This is a genomic window from Aquilutibacter rugosus (assembly GCF_036541335.1).
In the GTDB taxonomy this organism is placed as follows: domain Bacteria; phylum Pseudomonadota; class Gammaproteobacteria; order Xanthomonadales; family Xanthomonadaceae; genus Aquilutibacter; species Aquilutibacter rugosus.
On the sequence record NZ_JAZHBO010000002.1, the window covers coordinates 758,894 to 780,837 of the forward strand.

At 60.4% G+C, this 21,944-nt stretch carries 18 protein-coding genes; 5 read left to right on the forward strand and 13 right to left on the reverse strand.

The annotated features are described in order from the left end of the window. Positions 1-24: 24 nt before the first annotated feature. The 3 genes from V3390_RS08860 to V3390_RS08870 are packed head-to-tail and all read right to left on the reverse strand — an operon-like array spanning position 25 to position 5,923. Positions 25-3,861 (reverse strand): YhdP family protein, encoded by a 3,837-nt coding sequence (locus V3390_RS08860; protein WP_331704132.1) that lies wholly within the window; start codon positions 3,859-3,861, stop codon positions 25-27. Between the two features lie 2 nt (positions 3,862-3,863). Beyond that, the gene (gene rng, locus V3390_RS08865) at positions 3,864-5,357 is read right to left on the reverse strand and encodes a ribonuclease G (RefSeq protein WP_331704133.1); all 1,494 of its coding nucleotides are present in this window, start codon (positions 5,355-5,357) and stop codon (positions 3,864-3,866) included. Then, a complete protein-coding gene (locus V3390_RS08870; protein WP_331704134.1) occupies positions 5,354-5,923 on the reverse strand; it encodes a Maf family protein in 570 nt (189 codons plus the stop codon). The genes rng and V3390_RS08870 overlap by 4 nt, the downstream gene beginning before the upstream one ends. A gap of 143 nt (positions 5,924-6,066) precedes the next feature. Between V3390_RS08870 and V3390_RS08875 the strand changes: the two genes are divergently transcribed. Further along, on the forward strand, positions 6,067-6,813 hold the full coding sequence (locus V3390_RS08875; RefSeq protein WP_331704135.1) for an SIMPL domain-containing protein: 747 nt from the start codon (positions 6,067-6,069) through the stop codon (positions 6,811-6,813). A gap of 67 nt (positions 6,814-6,880) precedes the next feature. Here V3390_RS08875 and rlmH read toward each other — a convergent pair whose 3' ends face one another. The 7 genes from rlmH to V3390_RS08910 all read right to left on the reverse strand — a co-directional run bounded on the left by rlmH (position 6,881) and on the right by V3390_RS08910 (position 13,471). Beyond that, positions 6,881-7,351, reverse strand: coding sequence for a 23S rRNA (pseudouridine(1915)-N(3))-methyltransferase RlmH (rlmH, locus tag V3390_RS08880; RefSeq protein WP_331704136.1), 471 nt, complete (start codon positions 7,349-7,351; stop codon positions 6,881-6,883). A gap of 9 nt (positions 7,352-7,360) precedes the next feature. Further along, positions 7,361-7,777: a ribosome silencing factor gene (rsfS, locus tag V3390_RS08885; RefSeq protein ID WP_331689979.1), complete on the reverse strand. Its 417-nt coding sequence runs from the start codon at positions 7,775-7,777 to the stop codon at positions 7,361-7,363. Between the two features lie 28 nt (positions 7,778-7,805). Then, entirely contained in the window at positions 7,806-8,483 is a 678-nt protein-coding gene (gene nadD / locus V3390_RS08890) for a nicotinate-nucleotide adenylyltransferase (protein ID WP_331704137.1), read from the reverse strand. After that, entirely contained in the window at positions 8,480-9,553 is a 1,074-nt protein-coding gene (gene holA, locus V3390_RS08895; RefSeq protein WP_331704138.1) for a DNA polymerase III subunit delta, read from the reverse strand. Before holA ends, nadD begins: the two co-directional genes overlap by 4 nt. 5 nt (positions 9,554-9,558) lie before the next feature. Then, the gene (locus V3390_RS08900; RefSeq protein ID WP_331704139.1) at positions 9,559-10,143 is read right to left on the reverse strand and encodes an LPS-assembly lipoprotein LptE; all 585 of its coding nucleotides are present in this window, start codon (positions 10,141-10,143) and stop codon (positions 9,559-9,561) included. A 65-nt stretch (positions 10,144-10,208) separates the two neighbouring features. Further along, positions 10,209-12,845, reverse strand: a complete 2,637-nt coding sequence (gene leuS / locus V3390_RS08905) for a leucine--tRNA ligase (RefSeq protein ID WP_331704140.1) — start codon at positions 12,843-12,845, stop codon at positions 10,209-10,211. Next, positions 12,842-13,471 (reverse strand): hypothetical protein, encoded by a 630-nt coding sequence (locus V3390_RS08910; RefSeq protein ID WP_331704141.1) that lies wholly within the window; start codon positions 13,469-13,471, stop codon positions 12,842-12,844. The genes leuS and V3390_RS08910 overlap by 4 nt, the downstream gene beginning before the upstream one ends. A 34-nt stretch (positions 13,472-13,505) precedes the next feature. Between V3390_RS08910 and trxA the strand changes: the two genes are divergently transcribed. Together trxA and V3390_RS08920 are read left to right on the forward strand one after the other, a co-directional pair. Next, positions 13,506-14,366, forward strand: a complete 861-nt coding sequence (gene trxA, locus V3390_RS08915; protein ID WP_331704142.1) for a thioredoxin — start codon at positions 13,506-13,508, stop codon at positions 14,364-14,366. 15 nt (positions 14,367-14,381) lie between these two features. After that, positions 14,382-15,077 carry a DUF502 domain-containing protein gene (locus V3390_RS08920; RefSeq protein ID WP_331704143.1) on the forward strand — a complete coding sequence of 232 codons (696 nt, stop codon included), beginning with the start codon at positions 14,382-14,384 and terminating at the stop codon, positions 15,075-15,077. Here V3390_RS08920 and V3390_RS08925 read toward each other — a convergent pair. Beyond that, positions 15,074-16,450: an MBL fold metallo-hydrolase gene (locus V3390_RS08925; protein ID WP_331704144.1), complete on the reverse strand. Its 1,377-nt coding sequence runs from the start codon at positions 16,448-16,450 to the stop codon at positions 15,074-15,076. The genes V3390_RS08920 and V3390_RS08925 overlap by 4 nt on opposite strands. A 139-nt stretch (positions 16,451-16,589) precedes the next feature. Here V3390_RS08925 and V3390_RS08930 point away from each other — a divergent pair, with 139 nt between their 5' ends. Both V3390_RS08930 and V3390_RS08935 read left to right on the forward strand, forming a co-directional pair. Further along, on the forward strand, positions 16,590-18,686 hold the full coding sequence (locus V3390_RS08930; protein ID WP_331704145.1) for a M13 family metallopeptidase: 2,097 nt from the start codon (positions 16,590-16,592) through the stop codon (positions 18,684-18,686). A 117-nt stretch (positions 18,687-18,803) separates the two neighbouring features. Further along, the gene (locus V3390_RS08935; RefSeq protein WP_331704146.1) at positions 18,804-20,867 is read left to right on the forward strand and encodes a M13 family metallopeptidase; all 2,064 of its coding nucleotides are present in this window, start codon (positions 18,804-18,806) and stop codon (positions 20,865-20,867) included. Positions 20,868-20,925: 58 nt separating this feature from the next. Here V3390_RS08935 and V3390_RS08940 read toward each other — a convergent pair whose 3' ends face one another. Then, positions 20,926-21,543: a rhomboid family intramembrane serine protease gene (locus tag V3390_RS08940; RefSeq protein WP_331689968.1), complete on the reverse strand. Its 618-nt coding sequence runs from the start codon at positions 21,541-21,543 to the stop codon at positions 20,926-20,928. Positions 21,544-21,606: 63 nt separating this feature from the next. After that, positions 21,607-21,939, reverse strand: a complete 333-nt coding sequence (locus V3390_RS08945) for an MGMT family protein (RefSeq protein WP_331689967.1) — start codon at positions 21,937-21,939, stop codon at positions 21,607-21,609. Positions 21,940-21,944 lie beyond the last annotated feature (5 nt).

Genomic DNA, 21,944 nt, shown 5'->3' on the forward strand with positions numbered 1-21,944 from the left:
CTGTTTCAGTATATGGGGGCCGAATCAGGGCTTTCCAGCGCTGAGTACTTCGGTTTTTGGCGCGGTCCAGGGGCCGGTCACGCGATAGCGCTTGGTGGCCATCGCTCCGATCGGCTTTTGCAGCACGGCATTGGCAACGGCACCGACGGCGGCACCGACGGGACCACCGGCAACTGCACCGATCGCAGTCAGAAGGCCACCGGCGCGCGGCTCGACCGTGACCAGCTGATTGAAACGCTCACTCTGCAAATCGCTGGTGCCTTCGATACGGATGTTCGCAGCGGATGCATCGATCACCAGATCCTGCGCAGTGGCCTGACCGTTCGCGACCAGCACTGCGCCGCTGACACGGTTAAAGCTCAAGCCCTTGCCAAAGAAATCGCGGAAATCCAGCGTCAGCCGGCGCGGCAACTCGGCAATGCTCAACAGACCCAGAACGCGACCGACGCCCGGTTCGACTTCGGGGATGCGTCCTTCCCGCACATCCAGGCGCAGGCTGCCACGCAGTTGCGGCAACGCAAACTCCTGCGGTCCGCCGTTCCAGGACAGATCCAGATCCACGTTGCCCGAACCGTTCTCAACGCGATCGGGCGCTCCGAACACCGCTAGTGCTCGGCCGGCATTGGGAGTGGTCAGTCGTGCGGAGATGGCCGTGTGCTGCTGGCGGCCCACCTGCGTCCACTGCCCGCGACCGCCGACCGCAAACGCCGGATTCCGCACATGCATGCGCGTAACCTGCAGGCCGTTGGCCGTTGGTACCGATTCGAACTGCGCTGTGCCCAGCGCCACGCTGCCGATCTGCAGGCGCTGCGCATTGAACATCAGCGGGGGAATATTGGCCGGATTGGTCAACGCCACCGCGGCGCTATACGCCGACTGTCCGGCCTTGCCGATCGCAGCAACGGGATTCAAGGTGCGATTGGCAGCCGTTTCACTTAGGCCATCATTGGCATAGTGCACTAAAGCAAACTGTCCACGAATGGCTTCAGCCGAGCGGGCCGGCACGGACACCTGCCCCTGCAACTGCGGACCCGTTGCCAGGATCCGAACGGCACCGTCGGACACGGGCTGCAACTGAATGCGGGTGTTGCGGAAATTGCCGCCGAACAGAAACAGATTGCGGCCCAGCACATCAATCCGATTCAAGCGCAGGCTTTCACCCTTGCCGGATCCGCCGCCGTCCGAGCCACGGGTCACTGCGATCCAATCCAGCGCGGATAGGCGGTCGGCCGTGCCTTCGACAGTTAACCCCGGAAGCAGAGCAGCACTCGAGGGTCGGTTCGATCCCAGCAGCACCTGCACGCGCGGCGCGGTCTTTTCTTTGGCCAGCACGCGCATGGCCGCACGGTCGCCCAGACGAATTCGCATCTCGTGCTGACCCGCCGGCATCGGAATTTCAATGGTGGTGGGCAGCGCAATGTTCGACGGCTTGTAGAGCGGCTCCGGCAAACTGACATGGGTGCCGACCAGATCAGAGTGCAGTTCCAGTACTGCCGGCTTTGGCCCTGCGCGCTGACTGGGCAGACTGAATTGCGCCGTCCACTTCGAGGAGCCCGATACATAGGGCTTTAGCCAGTCCAACGAGCGCGTGTATTCGTCAATCGCCGATGGTTCTACGGCCGTTGCGAGCGCCACTTCGACCAGATTGCCATCGGTTGTTACGTGCTGCGGCCCAACGCGAACGGCAAGCTCAGCCGACTGTCCGCGTCGCTTGCCCTGCAGCCGCGGCGCCACAAATCCAAAGCGATCGTACTCACCGCGACCGCGCAGGTTATCCAGGGTCAGCTTGTAGCGCGGATCCGTTGCCGTCACATTCTGCAGTTCGGCAAACCCGTGGATCTCAAGCTGGGTGCTGCGGCGTAGCGGCAAGTCGAGCGCAAAGCCGGAACGTACCGGTCCACGCAGTTTCAGATTCGCAAACGTTGCCAGATCGTTCTTTGCAATCGGGCTCTTGGCCAACATTGACATTGCCGCGCTCGCATCGCCAACCGACCCTGCGCGCACCTTGAGCAGGCCGCCACGATAGTGATCGATTTCGGCCCGTAGATCTCCGACGCGAATTTGATCCACCCGCCCCGTGCCGCGCACCTGAAACCCGTCGTTGCTAAAGGTGGCGTTACCGTTCACCTGCGTCGCTGCCGGCCAGCCCGGGGCGAACTGAATCGTCGCCGAATCAATGCGTGCGCGCACCTGCAGCCCCATCCCCGCTTGCCCGGCGAACGGCCAATCCCCTAGGTTGCCGCGGAAACTTGCATCGACCTGACGAGCCGCGCCATCGAGAAACGCCTGCTGTAACCAATGCAGCGCCGGCGGTGGCAGACGATCCTGCGGCAGCAACTTACGCACAGCGGAAAGTGGCACCCGGTCCGACTGCACCTGCAGATTCAACGTCGGTTTCTTACCCCCAGTCGTAGGCCAATGCACTTGACCTTGCACCTGTGCGCTAATGCCCTCGACTACCAGCTGCAGATCGCTACTGGCGAAGGCAAATCCGTCACCCTTGCGCACGACACTCACCGTGCCCTTGGGGCGCAACGTCAGCGGCTCGCCAAAGCGTGTCGGCTGGATCCAGCGCATTGGCGCACCGCCGGAGAATCGAATCGCCCACTGGCCATGATTGCCGGAGACCGAAGCGTTCAACTTCTCGATTCCGGGGAACCCGGCAGTCGCCGCCACGCTCACGTCACGCGCTGCACCGCCTAATTTAAGGATCCGGCCGTTACGCCGCTCAAACGCGACATCGGACAAAGTGCCACTCAATTCAGACTGCTGCAGATACTGGCGAAGGCGCTCCGGAAGCCAGGGCAACAGTCCCGCGACCGGCGCCAGCATGCCGCCGTTGATGTGTCTTGCCTGCACGCGCACCCACTGCGGGCCCAAGTCCAGAGACAGATCGCCCATGTCACTGCGCAACCCGTTGCGCACCACCTGCAGCTGCGGCACATCAATGGACCAGACGGCGCCGCGGCGTTGCCAGCGGCCTAAAACCTGCAGCCGATCCAACTGCTGCATCGCGCTGCCGGCCGCAGTATTGCGCAATCCCAGTAAGCGCAAATCCGCTTCAACGGTGACGCGACGCACCTGCTGATCTGCAAGATCAAACCAGCCGCTTAAGTCACCATGACCGGACTCCACTCGCAAGTCACCAAAGCGCAGCAGCGGCGCCCAGTCACTGGCCTGCGCGTCCGGTGCAGACATCCACAAGGTCCCCTGCCGTTTGCGGCGATCGTAATGCAGGGCAGCGGCAACCGGTTTCCCGATGTTTCCGCCCGCCCATGACTGCAGGCCGGCCTGCAGATTGCGTTCGTTGCTGCGCAGACGCAGATGCGATCTCGGAAACCGCATGTCGATGCCCAGAGACGGAGCCTGCACGCGCAGTTGCGCATCAAGAATCTGCAGCTCACCCAAGCGCGACAGCGCATTCAGGGGGTCTGCCTGTGGCGTGTTATTTCTGGCCAGTCCCAGTACGTCCCAGCGCCCGTCATCGGCACGGAACAGATGCACGGACAAGCCCCGTACCCGCAGCTGTGAGAAGGCCTCGCCGGGCAGCCATCCGCGATACATGGACAGCAGCAGCTCCGCATTGCCCAGCGCCAGTGCGCGATCGGCATCACCGACCTCTAAACCCTGAACATCCAGCACTGGGCCGCCACGCGTCCAGCGCCCCTGAATCGAGCGAAAGTGAATCGGTTGATGCGCCTGCAGGCTGAGCCAGCGCTGGGCCCGTGCCGGGTCCTGTTCCGCGGCTCGCATCAGACCTTCGACCAGACCCATACCCAATACAACGGCAAGCAGGCCCAGACACACCAGGACAATTGCGATGCGGCGCAGTTGTCGACCGCTCCAGAACAGCAAGTGCATTCTTACAGTAGCACCACGTCGTACTGCTCCTGAGAGTACTGATCATCCGCCTGAAAGCGCACGGATTTACCGATAAATTCCTCTAATTCGGCGACTGCGACCGACTCGTCCTCGGTGATGTGGTGCATGACTTTGGGTGCGCCGATGACCAGTAACTTCTGCGCTTCGAACTGGCGGTTCTGCCGCACGATCTCGCGAAAGATCTCATGCGTCACTGTTTCTACGGTCTTGATCATTCCGCGACCACCGCAATGATCGCAGTGTTCACTGATCTGGCGCTCCAGACTTTCGGTGGTGCGCTTACGCGTCATCTCGACCAGACCCAGCGGCGAAAAATCATAGACCGTGGTTTTGGCGTGATCGCGCTGCAGTGATTTCTCGAGCTGACGCAGAACCTGACGCTTGTGCTCCGGATCCACCATGTCAATGAAATCAATAATGATGATGCCGCCGAGATTGCGCAGTCGCAATTGCCGGGCAATGGCGTGGGTCGCCTCCAGATTGGTTCTGTACACCGTTTCCTCGGGGTTACGCTGCCCGAGGAAGGAACCCGTGTTGATATCAATTGTGGTCATCGCCTCGGTCTGGTCAATGATCAGCGAACCGCCCGACTTTAACGGCACCTTTTTTTCCAGAGCGCGGGAGATCTCATCCTCCACTCCGTACAAATCAAAAATCGGACGATAACCCGAATAATGTTCTATCTTGTCGGCCAGCGCCGGCATGAAACGGCTAGCGAATTCCTGCAGTCGCTCATAGGATTCGCGCGAGTCCACTTTGACGCGCTCGACATCCTGACGCATCAGATCGCGAGCTGCGCGCAATGGCAGACTCAGATCCTCGTAGACGCACATTCCCACCTTAGCTGTACGCGCGTTTTCACGGATCGAATCCAGAGCCCGATCGAGATAGTCAATGTCCTCGGCCAATGACTCCGCCTGCTGCCCTTCGGCGTTGGTCCGCAGAATATAACCGCGCGGTGGCGATACCGCCGGACGCTGCGCCAGCAGTTCCAGCATCTGGCCGCGCAGACGCGAGCGTTCGGATTCCTGATCGATACGGGCCGACACCACCACTGCATCGGTCTGGGTCAACAGCACCAGATGGCGCGAAGGCACACTGATCTGCGTAGTGACGCGGGCACCTTTGGTGCCAATCGGATCTTTAACCACTTGCACCAGCAGTTCCTGACCGTCGCGAAGCAATTCGAAAATGCTGCGCGGAGCACCGGGCTCACGATCATTGGCCTCGCCCGACCCGTCGGCCCAGGCATCGGCAATGTCTCCGGCATGCAAGAAGGCAGCGCGCTCCAGACCGATATCCACGAATGCGGCCTGCATCCCCGGCATAATGCGTTGGACTTTGCCTTTGTAAATATTACCGACCACGCCGCGGGTACTGCCACGCTCGATCTGCAGCTCCTGCAGCATGCCGTTTTCGACCACGGCCACACGGGTCTCGTGCGGCGTCACGTTGATGAGAATCTCTTCGCTCACGGATGCATGCCAAAACTAAGAAGCAGGTGGGCGGTCAATTGCATCGGCAGGCCCATAACGCCCGAGTAATTGCCCTCGAGACGTCGAATCAGTCGCTCACCATGACCCTGGATGGCATAGGCGCCCGCCTTTCCCTGCCACTCGCCGGTACTGAGATACCAGGTGATCACGCCATCGTCGAGCGCATCGAACGTGACCAGCGACTCGCTGACTTCGGACTGTTCGCGGCCGGCATCAAGCACCGTGATGGCGGTCAGCACCCGATGCGTTCTACCACTGAGCAAGCGCAACATGCGTTCGGCATCAGCACGATCCGCCGGCTTACCGAACACCTGATCATCAAGGATGACCTCGGTATCCGCGCCCAGCACGATGGCGCCGGGGGTGGTCATGACGTCCATCAGGCCGGCACCCGCTTTTTCGCGCGCGACACGACGCACGTAATCATCGGCAGGTTCATTCGGGCCTTGCTGCTCCGGAATGTCCAAGTCGAGTACACCGAAAGGAACGCCGAGACGTTCAAGCAACTCACGGCGGCGGGGAGATTTGGAGGCAAGATAGAGCATTCTGAAAGGATACCAACCGCAGGCCTAACGCGGAGTACATGTCGCCGGAAGATTGGCGGTTTTAGCCGTCGAACTCACCATTCATTCACCTGCGGCCATGCAAGATGACCCTCAATCGCCTTCAAAAGGAATCGAACGTTGCTATGAATGCCTTCCACAAACTGAGCCTGGCAGTTGCCCTGGCAACGGGAGCCCTCACCATGTCTACTGCCGGTTCCGCTTCGGCACAAACCACCGTGGCCCCGCAAATTGCGGCCGACTCCACGCTGCTGACCGTCAATGCCACCGGCAAGACCAGCCGTCAGCCCGACGTTGCCAATTTCAGCACCGGTGTGGTGACACGCAATGCTGATGCCAACGCCGCCATGCGCGCCAATGCGGAACTGATGGCCAAGGTCATCGCCGCGCTCAAGAAAGAGGGTGTTGCCGCCAAGGACATTCAGACCTCGGGCATCAATCTCAATCCCGATTACACCTACCGCGATAACCAGCCGCCGGTGATCAACGGTTACAACGCCTCCAACACGGTCAACGTCAAAGTGCGTGACATGTCCCGCATCGGCAAGATCATGGATGTACTGGTTGCCAACGGTGCCAATCAGATCAATGGTCCATCCTTTGCTATCGATGACGAAACGTCCGCGCTGAACGAGGCCCGCAAGGATGCACTGAAACAGGCTCAGGCCCGTGCTCAACTGTACGCACAGACGCTGGGGCTGAACGTTCGCCGCATTGTCTCCATTGACGAAGGCAACTCGCCACGCGTGTTCTACGCGCGTCCGACGATGGCCGATGCCCGTGCCATGGGCAAAGCCGAGTCGACTCCGATTGAAACCGGCGAAACCGCCGTCGAAGTTGCGCTCAATATCGTCTTTGAACTGGGTCGCTGAGTTCTTAGCGATATCCGGGCACAGAAAAGCCGCCCTTGGGCGGCTTTTCTTTTCGGCACGATGATTGTTAGCCGCGATGATAAGGATGATTGGCCAGTTGCGCGCACGCACGATAGAGCTGTTCCGTCAGCACCAGGCGTACTAGCATGTGCGGCAAGGTAATGTGCCCCAGGGACCAGGACTCAGCGGCTGCGGACTTGACGGCGTCGGAGTGGCCTTCGGGGCCACCGATGATAAACACCAGATCGCGGCCCTGCCCTCGCCAGTATTCCATGCGATCGGCCAGCTGTTCACTGCTCCACTGGCGACCGGGGACATCGAGTGTCACCACATGGCTGCCACGCGGAATTGCGGCCAGCACGCGGGCCCCTTCATCGGTCATGGCTTTGGCGGTATCACGACCTTTGCCGCGCAGTCCGGGCTCAATTTCCGCCAGCTCCAGCGGTAACCAGTGCGACAGGCGCTTGCGGTAATCGGCAAAGCCCTCGGTCACCCATTTCGGCGGCCGCTCACCAACGGCGATCAGCTTCGCCTTCATGCAACGAACTTACGCGTCGAAATCGGACTCGTCGTCCGGCGGTTGATCACCGACCGTCCACAAGCGTTCCAGCGCGTAAAACTCACGCACGCGCGGCAGCATGACGTGGACTACGACATCGCCCAGATCCACCAGCACCCATTCGGCCTCACGCTCGCCTTCGACACCTAATGGCATCACCTGCAGACGCTTGACCATCTTGACCACTTCGTCAGCGATGGATTTGACGTGCCGCGTCGAGGTACCCGAGGTGATCACCATATGATCGGTGACCGAGCTCTTGCCACGCACATCGATAACGACGGTGTCCTTGGCTTTGAGATTATCAACTGCCTCTTCAACGGCCTTCAGCAGCGCCTCGGGTGACGGCGGCGGATCGGGAAGTTGCGTCTTAATGACTTGGGCCTGATCGTTGTTCAAAAACATTCCTCTGCGACGTGGCATTTAATTGCCACTAGTGTATGTCAGCACGAAGGCCTTGCGGGCATCCGTACAGACCGTGCTGTTCAATATAGCGGGCGACCGCCGGCTTGACCCCCAGCCGCCATTCAGGGCCTCCGGCAGCGATCTCGCGCCGAATTCGCGTCGCCGACAGGTCCATTTCCGATTGCAGAAGGCGCAGAGCCAGCCCGGCCGGACGGCCCGACAGGTCCTGCGCTCGATCGGTAAATCGCTCAGCATAGGCTTGCCGCAATTCCGGCGACTGGCTGGTTTCGGTGTGATGGCCGGGCCGCTCGGCAATGACCAGATGCGCCAGATCGGCCAGTTCCTGCCAGCGGTACCAGCTGGGCAAGCTCAAAAAACTGTCGGCGCCAATCAGAATGGCCAAGGGTCGTTCTTTGCCGTGCTGAGCACGCCACTGCCGCAAGGTCTCCACCGTGTACGAAGGCTCATCCCGCTCCAGCTCGCGTGCATCGACCTGCAGCCCCGTCTCGTCCGCAACCGCCAGACGCACCATCGCCAGGCGCTGTGCGGCGTTTGCGCCGGTTAGCTCGCGGTGCGGCGGGTCGGCCGCCGGCATTAGCGACACGGTGGCCTGCAAACGATCGCGCGCTGCACGGGCAATGTGCAGGTGGCCAAGATGGATCGGATCGAACGTGCCGCCATACAGCACCGTCAGGGCGCTGCTCATGCGGCCGCAATCTCGCTTCGTAACAGGCCAATGCCGCCCGGCGCGGCGATAGCGACGAGCAGCCGTTGCAGGTGCACCCAGGCGTCACCGACTTCGCGTCCCTTAGAGGCCCGATCGACTTTGCCGGCCTCGACCAGGAAACGTTGCCAGCGCCGATAGCCGTGCCGCTCCAGCGCGCGGCGGTACATGGCCTGCTTAGCCGGCCATACGCGACGCTCACTGAATGCGCGATCCAAAGAGCCGGAACCGGCAGCGGCACTGAGCGCGGCAGTAATCTTGAGCTCGATGATCACCATACCCATCAGCGCCGGAATCACCTCGCCCTCCTGACGCAAGCCTTCGAGCATGCGCAGCGTTTGCGCACCCTGCCCGTTCCAGGCTGCCTCCAGCAAGCGGAACACATCGAAACGCGCCAGGTCCGCAACGAGAGCGCGAATCTGTTCGGCATTCAAAGTGGTGTCGGTGGTTCCGAGCAGCAGGCAGAGTTTGTCGACTTCCTGCGCGGCTGCGAGCAGGTTGCCGTCAACCCGATCGGCAATCACACGGATGGCGTCGGTGTCCAGTTGGAGTCCGCGCGAGCGCAGTCGCTGACCTAACCACGCGGGCAGATCGCCCGGCTTTTTTGCCCAGGCAACGCTAACCACGCCGTTCGCTTCGAACGCCCTGGACCAATTGCCCTCATGCTTTTTCGACCACTCATCGGCGAGCACCATGACGATGTCACCGCGTGGGGGCTGTTTGGCGATGCGTTCCAGAAATTTGCCGCCCTCGGTGCCGGGGCGCCCGGTGGGTAGGCGAATCTCAATTAGACGACAGGGCGAGAACAAACTGGGCGCATTCAGTGCTGCCTCGATTTCCGACCAGACCGAGTTTGTATCCTTGGCCTTGTTGGTATCGGCAGCGGTCACTTCGAAGATTACACGCTCGGTGCTGCCCGCTTGCCGCGCTGCTTTACGGACCGCATCGGCTGCCTCAATCACCAGTAGCGCCTCGGGTCCGGCAATCAGGTACAGCGACGCCGGTGGGTTTGCTGCCAGTTGCGCGACCAGCTTGTCCGGCGGCATTTCCATGCGGATTAGGGCTTCGCTTTGGCTTGAGCGCTCTCTGCCTGAATGCGGCGGTAAACGGTGTCAATGCGTAACAGGATGGAGCTCACCATGTCGCGCTGCATTTCACGGACCAGCACCTCGCGCTCACCTTCGGTACCGATGGAATTGGTCGGCGAGGCCACATAGTCACGGGACAGTTCAATGGTCTGCTCCGGCAAGGTCACCTTGCCGTCGGCATCACGCACCTCAAACACAACAGCGTATCGCAGCGAGTTTTCCTGCGCACGGCCCTGACTATCGAGTGCAATCGGCAGATCGCCCCAACGCTCGGTCTTGAGATCCAGCACGGCGTTGCCGGTGTAATCGACCGGCTTGCGCGGATCGGGGTTGAGTGGCGAACCGGCCTCGGCATCTTTTAGCGGAATCCCGGCGGCGGCCAGACGACGCTCGAGCGCATCGGCGAGGCGGCTATTGGGATCTTGCGATGCCACCAAGACCGGACCCAAATCATCCGGCAACACAAGGGCGCTACGGGGCTTAAATCCGCAGGCCGACAGCATCAGTACAGCAACGATGGCGGGGACGACGAGCTTGGGCGTGAATTTGGTCATGTGCAACAGTGTCGCCGAGGATGGCATCGGCTTCAAGCGAAAAACGTCGCGGAACTGAACGCCGGTTATTTGGCGACCAGCGACACGATCTTGCCCGGGACCACAATGGCCTTCACCAGACTCAAGCCGGCCAGCGCCCGCTGGACGCCCGCGTCGGCCAGAGCCAGCGCTTCGATGCTGGCTTTGTCCGCATCGGGCGCCACCTGTACGGTGCCGCGGAGCTTGCCATTGACCTGTACGCCCAGCGTCACGGTGGCACGCTGCAGTGCACGCTCGTCGGGGACCGGGAAGGCGACTGTCTCCAGCGCTACCGAAGAGTGCCCCAGTCGCTGCCACAGCTCAAAGGCGATGTGCGGAGCGATCGGGCTGATCATCAGCACCATGTCACGCAGGCACTCGAACTTAACGGCACGTCCTTGCTCGCTGTCATCGCGGAACTTACTGACGGCGTTATACAGCTCCATCAGCGCCGCAATCGCGGTGTTAAAGCTCAGACGGCGACCAAAGTCATCGTCAATCTTGCGAATGGTTTCGTGCAGCTTGGAGCGCAGCTCCAGTTGAGCGGCATTCAAGGTATCTACCTGCAGCTCAGGGGCGGCACCGCCTTCGGTAAATTCAACAACCTCGCGCCAGAAACGACGCAGGAAGCGGGCCATACCTTCGACACCTGCCTCGCTCCATTCCAGCGACTGCTCCGGCGGAGCAGCAAACATCGAGAACATGCGGACCGTGTCGGCGCCATATTCACCAATCAGGAACTGCGGATCGACGCCGTTGTTCTTGGACTTCGACATCTTTTCCGTGCCGCCGATCACAACCGGCGCACCGTCGGCACGCAAGGTAGCCGACGTGACCTTGGTGTCGGGATCGGTATGCACATCCACATCGGCCGGATTGAACCAGTCCTTGCTGCCATCGGCGTGCTGGCGATAAAACGTGTTGGCGACCACCATGCCTTGGCACAGCAGATTGCGCGCAGGCTCATCGCTATCGAGCAGGCCTTCGTCACGCATTAGCTTGTGGAAGAAACGGAAATACAGTAAATGCAAAATGGCGTGCTCGATACCGCCGATGTACTGATCGACCGGCGTCCAGTAACGGGCGCGCTCATCGACTAGCTGCTCGGCACCGGGCGAGGTGTAGCGCGCGTAATACCAGCTCGATTCCATAAAGGTATCGAACGTATCGGTCTCCCGCTCCGCTGCGCCACCGCATTGCGGACAGGTAGTTTGACGCCACTGCGGATCCGCCTTAATCGGCGATTGCACGCCGCTGAACGCAACGTCTTCCGGCAGCACCACCGGCAGCTGATCCTCTGGCACCGGCAAGGCACCGCAGTCCTTGCAGTAGATCACCGGAATCGGACAGCCCCAGTAACGCTGACGGCTGACGCCCCAATCGCGTAATCGGTAGTTGACCTGACGCGAACCGATACCGGCCGCACTCAATCGCTGTTCCAAGCTGTCGAAGGCCGTACCAAAGTCCAACGCGTCCAGCTCGCCGGAATTTACCAGCACGCCCTTGGTTGTGTATGCGCTGCCTTGGCGGATGGCCTGTTCGTGCGCAGCCAGATCCGTGTCAGCCGCAGGGGCAATCACGACCTTGATCGGCAAGTCGTACTTGGCTGCGAATTCGTGATCGCGCTCATCGTGCGCGGGCACGGCCATAACGGCACCGGTGCCGTAGGTCATCAGCACGAAATTGGCAACAAACACGGGCACGCGCTCGCCGCTGATCGGATGCACCGCGAACAGTCCGGTGGCCATGCCGCGTTTTTCCTGCGTTTCCAGTTCGGCTTCGGCGACACCGCCCTGACGCAGATCGTCAATAAAGGCCTTGAGTTCGGGATTGCTTTGCGCGGCATGCAGAGCCAGCGGATGATCGCCCGCTACCGACAGAAAGGTCACGCCCATCAGCGTATCGGGACGGGTGGTATAGACCGTAACCGGATCCAATGACTGGCCCGCTGCGTCTTCGACTGCAAATTGAATTTGCAGACCTTCGCTGCGACCGATCCAGTTGGCCTGCATGGTGCGCACGGCTTCCGGCCAACCCGGCAGGTCCTTCAGACCATCGAGCAGTTCCTCTGCATAGTCTGTAATGCGCAGGAACCACTGCGGAATCTCTTTCTTTTCGACGAGCGCGCCGGTGCGCCAGCCACGGCCATCGATCACTTGCTCATTGGCGAGCACGGTCTGATCAATCGGATCCCAGTTGACGACCGAATTCTTGCGGTACGCCAAGCCCTTTTTCATCAGACGCGTAAACAGACGCTGTTCGTGCACGTAGTACGCCGGCGTGCAGGTTGCAAATTCACGCGTCCAGTCGATGGCCAGACCCATCGCCTTGAGTTGGCCGCGCATCTGTTCGATGTTGGCGTACGTCCAGGTAGCGGGCGAGGTCCGGTTCTTGATTGCGGCGTTCTCGGCTGGCAGACCGAAGGCATCCCAACCCATGGGCTGCAGCACGTTGTAGCCCTTCATGCGGCGGTAGCGCGAGATCACATCGCCGATCGTGTAGTTACGCAAGTGACCGACGTGCAACGCACCTGAGGGATACGGCAGCATCGACAGGCAGAAGTACTTGGGTAAGTCCGATTGTTCGTCGACTTCGAACGTCCGCTGTTCGGCCCAATAGGCTTGTGCCTTGGACTCGACGGATTTAGGGCTATAGACGGATTCGTTGACGGCGGAGTCGCTCACGGCTGTACTTCTGGGCTTTGGCGTTGGGTGAACTCCTTAGTGTAGGTGACTCGGACCCATTGGTCCAAACCTAGCGCGAACAGGAGCAGCTGCAACCAGCCGACCAGGGCCGGGGACGTCAGGTTCAAGACGCCCGAGATCTGCAGACCGGCCAGTCCCACCAGCAGCGCCGCGATCACCGTCACGATCGGTTTTTTCAGGCCGAAGGCGGCTACCACTGCGGCGGCAGTCCCGGACAGCCACCACAACGCATATGCCAGTCCTGCCTTGGCATTGATCGGGTCCAGCGGGGTGTCCAGACGCAGCGGCCAAAGCGCCAGCGCCAGACTGCCGAGCGCCGACATCAGTATCAGCAGGGCCGCGATGCGCACCGGCGACTGCTGGGCCTTCCACCACCACCGGCCGGAGATGGCAGCGGTCAGGACGGCGGGCAACACCATCGTGCCGAGACGCCAGAGCCATGCGGCGTCACTCCCATGCGCTGCGAGTGCGCCGGGACCGACATGCATCCATCCGCGCATGCCAAGCGCGATCAGCGCCAGCAACACGACCAGGCTCAGCACGGCGAATTGCAGGCGGGCCAGAAACGGCGGCCAATGCTTGAGTTTGTAAGCCGATGTCACCATCTACAATGCAACTAGATTATTTCGGAGCCCCATCATGGCACCAAACACCCATGTATTCGACGTCACCGAGGCCGCCTTCGAGACCGAAGTGCTGCAAGCCTCGCTGCAGACGCCGATCCTGCTGGATTTCTGGGCGGAATGGTGTGGCCCCTGCAAGACCCTGGGCCCTGCACTGGAGCAACTGGCTGCGGAGTTCAACGGTGCGTTCCGTCTCGCCAAAGTCGATGTCGAGGCCAACCAGCAACTTGCTGCCATGTTCGGTATTCAATCGATTCCGACTGTTGTGCTGGTAAAAGATGGCCAACTCGCCGACGGCTTTGCGGGCGCCCTGCCCCCGGCGCAAGTGCGTCAGTTTCTGGCCAAGCACGGCATTGAACCCACAGTGCCTGCGGACGAACCCGAACCGGCAACCGACTCGGAACCTGCTGCCGATCCGCAGGAGGTGCTGACCGCCGCACGTGAGGCCGTTACTGCCGAGCCGGCCAACGATGAGCGCAAGTTGGATCTGGCCATCGCCCTGCTGATGACCGGCGATGCCGAAGAGGCCCGTCCGCTACTGACGCATTTGCCGGCCAATCTCGCTACGGATGCGCGAGCACAGCGCGCGCAATCCCATCTCGAACTGCTCGACAGCCTGCCCGCCGACCGCTCCGTTGCTGAACTGTTGAATGCCGCAGCAAACGGGGAGCCACAGGATCTGCATGCGGCCGCAGTCGCCCAACTCCTGCACGGCGAACCCGAAACCGGTCTGGAGCTGCTCATCGATTTGCTGCGTACCCATCGCAGCTATCAGGATGACCTGGCCCGCCGCACGCTAATCAATGCCTTCCGCATCCTGCCCGATACCGAGCTCGTTGCGCGCTATCGTCGCAAGATGTCGTCGCTGCTGTTCTAAACCGGAGCACCCCTCGTGGCCGATCCAAAACCCCGTTCACTGCAGTCGCTGTTTGTAGCCGGCGTACTGACCCTGCTGCCGCTGTGGCTGACATGGGTCATGCTGAGCTTTGTGTTCAAGCTGCTGTCGCGAGTCAGTAGCCCCATCGTTGGACCGGCACTGCAGACACTTGCGGGCGGTGATCCTTCACTGCAATGGATGACTCAGCCATGGGTGATGTCGGCCGTCGCCCTGATCGCAACCGTCGGCTTCATTCTGTTTACCGGCTGGATGGCACGACGCATGATCGGCCAAACCCTGTTGCGCTATTTCGAAGGCCTGATCCGCCGAATCCCCTTGGCCAACACGGTATACGGCAGCGTGCGTCAGCTGCTCAATATCCTGCAGACGAAACCCGACGGTACGCAACGTGTGGTGCTGATTGATTTTCCGAATCGCGACATGAAAACGCTGGGCATGGTCACACGCGTCATGCGCGAGCGCGACACCGGCCGCGAACTGGCTGCCGTCTACGTTCCCACGACGCCCAACCCGACTTCGGGCTATCTGGAAATCGTGCCCGTTGAATATCTGACACCGACCGACTGGACTGTGGATCAGGCGATGAGCTTTATCATCTCCGGCGGCGCTGTATCGCCCGAAGAAATCCCGTTTAGTTCGCCGTATGAACAGAGCCAACGCCAACCGGGATCGCCGGAAGTCGACTTTTAAACCGTGCGCGTCTCGCCCGGCATCGCCAGATCCACATCGGCGCCGTACAGTTCGGCGAGTTTTGCGGCCATCGCCTCGCGGGCTTTGTCTTCGCCATGAACTAGCACTACCGGCGGGCGATTTTTGATTTCGCCGTACCAGTCGGTCAGGCCTTTCTGATCGGCATGCGCCGAGAGTCCGCCCAAAGTATGCACGGTCGCTTTCACCGGAACGTCGCGTCCGTGAATCCGCACCGTCTTGGCGCCATCAACCAAGCGCCGTCCGAGCGTACCGTAACCCTGATAGCCCACGATGCACACCTGCGTCGTCGGATTCGGTAAATGATGACGCAGATGATGCAGTACGCGACCGGCATTGGCCATGCCGCTACCGGCGATGATGATGGCAGGGCCGCGCACCTCGTTGATCGCCTGTGAATCTTCGACCGATTCGCTAAGCGTCAGGTTGGGCATGCTGAAAGGATTGGGCTTCTTCTGCCAGACTTCGCGCGCGTGCTCATCGAACAGATCCTTGTTGCGCTCGTAGACATCAATCACTTTGATGGCCATCGGACTGTCGATAAAAATGCGGAACATTCGCAGGTTCCACTCCTCGTAGTATTGCGCCATCCAGTACAGCAACTCCTGCGTGCGTCCCACTGCAAACGCAGGAATGATGACTTTGCCGCCGGTGCGAGCCGCGGTGTCCAGAATCTCGCCCATTTCGCTGATCGTCATGGCCTTGTCGCGATGAAGTCGGTCACCGTAGGTGGATTCGAGCAGCACCAGATCGGCGCTCGTTGGCGGGGCCGGATCCCGCAGGATGGGTGTGTTGCGCGGACCGAGATCGCCCGAGAACAGCAGCGTCTTGCCACCGTGGCGTAGCTCAATACTGCAGGCACCCAGGATGTGGCCCGCCTCATGCAGATGCATAACCACTCCCTCGCCCAGATCGATGTCGGTCTGATCCTCGCAAGCTTGGATCAAGGACAGACATTGCTCGACATCGCGGCGGGTATACAGCGGTTCCATCGGCTGTTGACCACTGCGCAAACGCCGATTGAAGCGCTCCGCATCGCCCTCCTGAATACCGGCAGCATCCAGCAGCATGATCGGCATCAGATCGGCGGTGGCCCGTTGCGCATAGATCGGACCGCGATAACCCCGCTTGACCAGCAGCGGCAACCGACCGATGTGATCGATATGCGCATGCGAGATCAGCACCGCATCCATTGATTCGGGATCGAAATCAAACGGCAGCAGGTTGCGGCGCTCGGCATTCGCATCACCCTGGATCATGCCGCAATCGAGCAGAAACCGTCGTCCGCCCGCCTCGACGATGTGCAATGACCCCGTGACGTCGCCGCCCGCACCACCGCTGAATTGTATTTGCATGATTTTTAGCTTCCGCCGTCGAACTGACCTCCATCTTAGAGCCCCACCCATGACTTTTGGAACATTACAGTCCCCCCGGTCGCTCTATACTCGAACGTACGCGGCCCGTATTCCGGGCCATTCATCATTTGGAGTTTCTATGCAATTCCCCAAGACCTTGTCATTGGCACTGGCAGTTTCCGCTGCGCTGGCCGGATGCAACGGCAGCGTCGCCAACGGCGAAGCAAACTCCGGTTCCGGCGGTTCCGCCAGCACCGGCAAGTACACCATCGATCAGTCCAAGCTCCCGCCGATGAACTCGTTCAAGGTCGACGACCTGGACACGACCAAGAACGCGTGCGAAGACTTTGCCGGTTACGCTAACTCCAAGTTCCTGGCCGCTAACCCGGTCCCGGGCGATCGCACCTCCTGGGGTGCCTTCGAAATGCTCGATGAGCGCTCACAGGCAATTCAGAAGCAACTGGCCGAGCAGGCAGCCGCCAACAAGAGCGCTGCCGGCGTCGACAAGATTGTTGGCGATCTGTACGCCACCGGTATGGACCAAGCTGCAATCAATGCGGCAGGCTTCACCCCGATCAAGGCCGACCTGGATGCCATCAGCGCACTGAACTCCAAGGAAGCAATCGTCAGTTACCTGCGCAGCGCCGCTCGCAAGGGTGATAACTTCCTGTTCGGCTTCGGTCCTGAAGCGGACTTTAAGGATCCGGGCAATAACATCGCCTACGCCAGTCAAGGTGGCCTGGGCCTGCCTGACAAAACCTACTACACCGATGCCAAAAAGAAGGACAAGCTCGAAGCCTATCGCGCTCACGTTGCGAATGTCCTGAAGCTGATTGGCGTGCCCGCCGCTGACGCTGCCAAGCAAGCCGACGAAGTGATCACGTTTGAAACCCGCTTGGCTAAGGCTTCGTTCTCGTCCGAAGAACTCTCGCGCGACACCGAGCTGTACTACAACCCGGTCGACCTGGCTGCAGCGGACAAGCTGACGCCAAACTTCAGCTGGTCGGAATGGTTCAAGTCGCAAGGTGTTGCCGCACCGGCCAAGTTCTCGCTGGCCATGCCCAAGTTCCATCAGGAAGTGAGCGCCATGCTCGCCGACGTGCCGGCCACTACCTGGCAGTCGTATCTCAAGTACCACACTGCCGATTCCGCCTCTCCGTATCTGTCCGATGCCTTCGTGCAGGAAAACTTCAACTTCTACAGCAAGACCCTGCGCGGTCAGGCTGAAATGAAGGAACGTTCCAAGCGCGTTCTCGACTCCATCGAAAACGGTGCGGGTGAAGCCTTCGGCCAGATGTACGTTGGCGTGGCCTTCTCACCCGAATCCAAGGCCCGCATGGAGGCTCTGGTCAAGAACCTCGGCACGGCACTCAAGGCTCGCATCGAGAAACTCGAATGGATGAGCCCGGAAACCAAGGCCAAGGCCATCGAAAAATGGTCCTCGTTCACGCCCAAGATCGGTTACCCCGACAAGTGGCGTTCGTGGGAGGGTCTGAAGACCGGTCGCGACGGCTATTACAACAATCTGCAAGCGGTGCAGCAGTTCAACTACAACTGGGCACTGGACAAGATCGGCAAGCCGGTTGATCGTTCCGAATGGGGCATGCCGCCGCAAATGGTCAATGCCTACTACAACCCGCTGATGAACGAAATCGTGTTCCCGGCTGCCATCCTGCAACCGCCGTTCTTTGATCCGAAGGCTGACGATGCCGCGAACTACGGTGGTATCGGTGCCGTCATCGGTCACGAAATGATCCACGGCTATGACGATCAGGGCTCGCGCTTTGATGCAACCGGTAAATTCAGCAACTGGTGGACCGATCAGGACGCCAAGCAGTTTGCCTCGCGTACGGACAAACTGGTCAAGCAGTTCGACAGTTATGAACTGCTGGGCGAACACGTCAACGGCAAGCTGACCCTAGGTGAAAACATCGCCGACCTCGGCGGTCTGTCCACTGCTTACGATGCAATGAAAGCCGCAACCGCCGGCAAGCCCGATCCGATGATCGGTGGTCTCACCAACGATCAGCGCTTCTTCCTGAACTGGGCCACCGTGTGGCGCCGTGCCATGAAGGATGAGGAAGCCAAGGTTCGTCTGACCACTGACCCGCATGCCCCGGCCAACTTCCGAGCCATTGGTGCCCCTTCGAACCTGCCGACTTTTGCGGCCGCATTCCAGTGCAAGACCGGTCAGAAGATGGTGAACGGCGACGACACGAAAGTGAATATCTGGTAATTAACGGATAGAACTTGTCTCATGAACGGCTCGAACGCTGCGGTGTTCGGGCCGTTTTTTTATGGGGCAATGGTATGCTGGGCGTTCTGTTCCCGCCGTACTGCGGAGTGTTACTGAATGCGTTACCACTTGTCGAAAGTTGCCACCGGAATTGTATTGGGCCTGTCGCTTATCGCGACGAGCGCACCTTCTGCTCAAGCTGCCACCAAAAAGGCAACAACCAAGAAATCGGCTACTGCCAAGAAATCGGGCGTTGCCAAGACATCCGCAAAGCCCGCAGCCGCTACGACCCCAACGGCATGCACCAATTTTTATCAGTACACCAATCAGCAGTGGTTTAAGGAGAACCCGCTTGGCACCGGCGTGAGTTCGTATTCGGCTTTGAATCTGCTGCGCCTGAATGCCGAGAGCCAGCAGGCGGCGTTGCTCAACTCATTCATGACGCAACCTCAAAACAACGTGCAGAAAATTCTCGGCGATTTCTGGGCCTCAGGTCTGGACGAAGCCAGTATCGAGGCCGATGGCGCGAATCCGATTGCACCGCTGCTCAGCCGCGTCAACGGCATACGCAATGCGCGCGATGTCGCGCCCTCGGTAGCCGCCCTACATCAGATTGGCTTGCCGGTTCTGTTCAACTTTTCCGCAGACTTGGATCTCAAGGATCTCAATCGCAGCATCGGTTACTTTACACAAGGTGGCATCGGCCTTCCGGATTCGGCGATCTACAGCAACCGCAGTACTGAGATCACCAAGCTGATGCAGGAGTATCGCGCCTACGTTAGCCGCATGCTGTTGCTGTCGGGCACCACGCAGGCCAACGTCAGCAAGGAACTGAGCTGGGTCATGGCAATTGAATCCGATATCGCTGCGCTGTCCAAAGCCAATGCCGATCTCGACATTCTGCAATCGCAGTACGCCACGGTCACGACCAAGGGACTTAACCGTCGTTATCCCCTGCTGCAGCTCGAGGATTTCCTTAAGGTGCAAGGCGTCAAGGACGATGTGGTATCGATTGCGGACGAGCAATACTTTGCAGGCGTCAACGGACTCGTCGGCAAGTATTCGGCCGAGCAATGGCGCAGCTACCTGCGCTGGCGCATAGCCGATTCCATGGCACCGTATTTGTCCAGGACCTGGCGCGATGCAGCGTTTGATTTTCGCGGCCGAATTCTGCAGGGCCGCAGCAGTGCCGGTACTCGTGCACAGCAGGCGCTGGCCGCAGTGAACTCCGCTGCGGGTCCCATGTTGGGCCGTGAATATGCAGCACGCTTCATGAGCTCGCAGTCGCGCAGCAATGCCGAGCGCATTGCCGCCACGGTGCGTACTGCAATGGGGGATGCCATCGAACGCGACACCGGCTTGAGTGCCGCGGCCAAGACCGAGGCGCTGGCCAAGGTACGCCGGACTTCTATCGAGGTGGGCTATCCCAAGCGCGATCTCGACTACACCATTCAACCGATGGGTCGCGGGTCGTTTGGCAGCAACATTCTGATCGCCTCAACTTGGCAGCACGCGCAGGAAATGAAGCGCATCGGTAAGGGCAATTCCGATCGCCGTTGGGATGTGCTGCCGCAGACTCCAAGCGTGGCTTACGAGCCCGAGCACAATCGTCTGATCATTACCGCAGCTGCACTGCAGGCACCGATTTATTCTGAAACGGCCGTGCCCGCTCGCTGGTACGGCAGCCTTGGTGCCATGGTCGGTCACGAAATTTCCCGCGGCTTTGATCTCGACGGCCGGATGATCAATTCCGACGGCCGCATCGGCAACTGGTGGTCGCAGCAGGATCTCGATCGTTACGAAAGCACTGCTCGCGCCCTGTCGTCGCAGTATCAGGGCAAGCCGTACATGGCCAATCCGGCGGCACGCGTCGACGGCTCGCAGGTGCTCAATGTCGCGATGGCCGACCAGACCGGCGTGCAGCTCGCTCGTGATGCCTTCGTTAAGGCCTATCCGGGTGCAGACATGAAGCCATTTTTCGAAGGCTGGGCCGGCGTGTGGGCACAGCAACTGTCACCGGCCGTGGCGGCGGCCGATGCACGGGAAAGCGCGTTTGCGCCGGGCGAATGGCGTACCAATATTCCGCTCAGCAGTCTGCCCGAATTTGCCGCCACGTATTCGTGCCCGGCAACGGCTCCGATGGTGGTGGCGCCGGCAGCGCAAGTTCGAGTGTGGCGCTGATTCGCTAAGCCTACTTTGCTTGCAAAACAATACGCCCGGCAAATGCCGGGCGTTTTTTCTAGCGCGCGAGCGGATTGGGCCGCAGCCAGTAGCGATTAAGCAGGAACCCGGTCAGCAAACCACCTAAATGGGCGAAGTGCGCAATGCCGGGCAACCATCCCATCACACCGAACAAAGTCTCCGCAAGACCGATCAGGATGACCAGTGTGCGCGCCTTCATGGGAATCGGAGGAATTAGCAGCATCACACGCCGCTCCGGAAAATGCATACCGTAGCCGATCAGCAACCCAAACAGGGCACCGGATGCACCGACCACCGCAGCCACCTGGCCGTCGGCCTGCTGCAGGACGTATTCGCTTGCAATCAGCTGCACGATCGCGGCGCCGAGCGCGCAGGCAATGTAATAGCGCCAGTACCGTTTGGTGCCCCAGTAATGTTCCAGCGCCGATCCGAACATCACCAGCACCAGCATGTTCATGACCAGATGCCCCAGTCCACCGTGCGCAAACGCGTAGGTCAGCGGTTGCCATGGGCGTAGGCGATACGCATCGGGCAACTGATGCGTCATATCCAGCGGATGCAGAGCTAGGAGCTCCGTCAGGTCATACGGCAACAGCCATTGCGCTACGGCAACGACTACGCAAATGATCAGCACCAGACGAGTAAAAGGCGGCATATTTTTAAACATTCGCCGATTGTAACGATCCTGACGTGAGCGCGCTGCATTGTCGCTGAGTGCTTAGCCCCAGATGGCCTCGTCCAAGCCGCGCCGCGAATCGGCCGACGCGCGGCCATTGCGGACTACCACGCCCTCGGCCCGTAGCCGCTGAACCTGCTCCTCGAATTCAGGGGAGCCCGGCGGAAACGCGATGGAACCATCGGAACGGACTACGCGATGCCAGGGCAGACGTTCCGGTCCACTGCCGGAGGCAAGCACCCGCGCTACCCAGCGGGCTCGTCCCGGGTAGCCCGCCCGCAATGCGATCTGACCGTAAGAGGCCGTACTGCCTTTAGGGATGGCCTGAATGGCAAGCCATACTGGATTCGGACTGAGTTCGGGCCGCGACGCCATGGCAA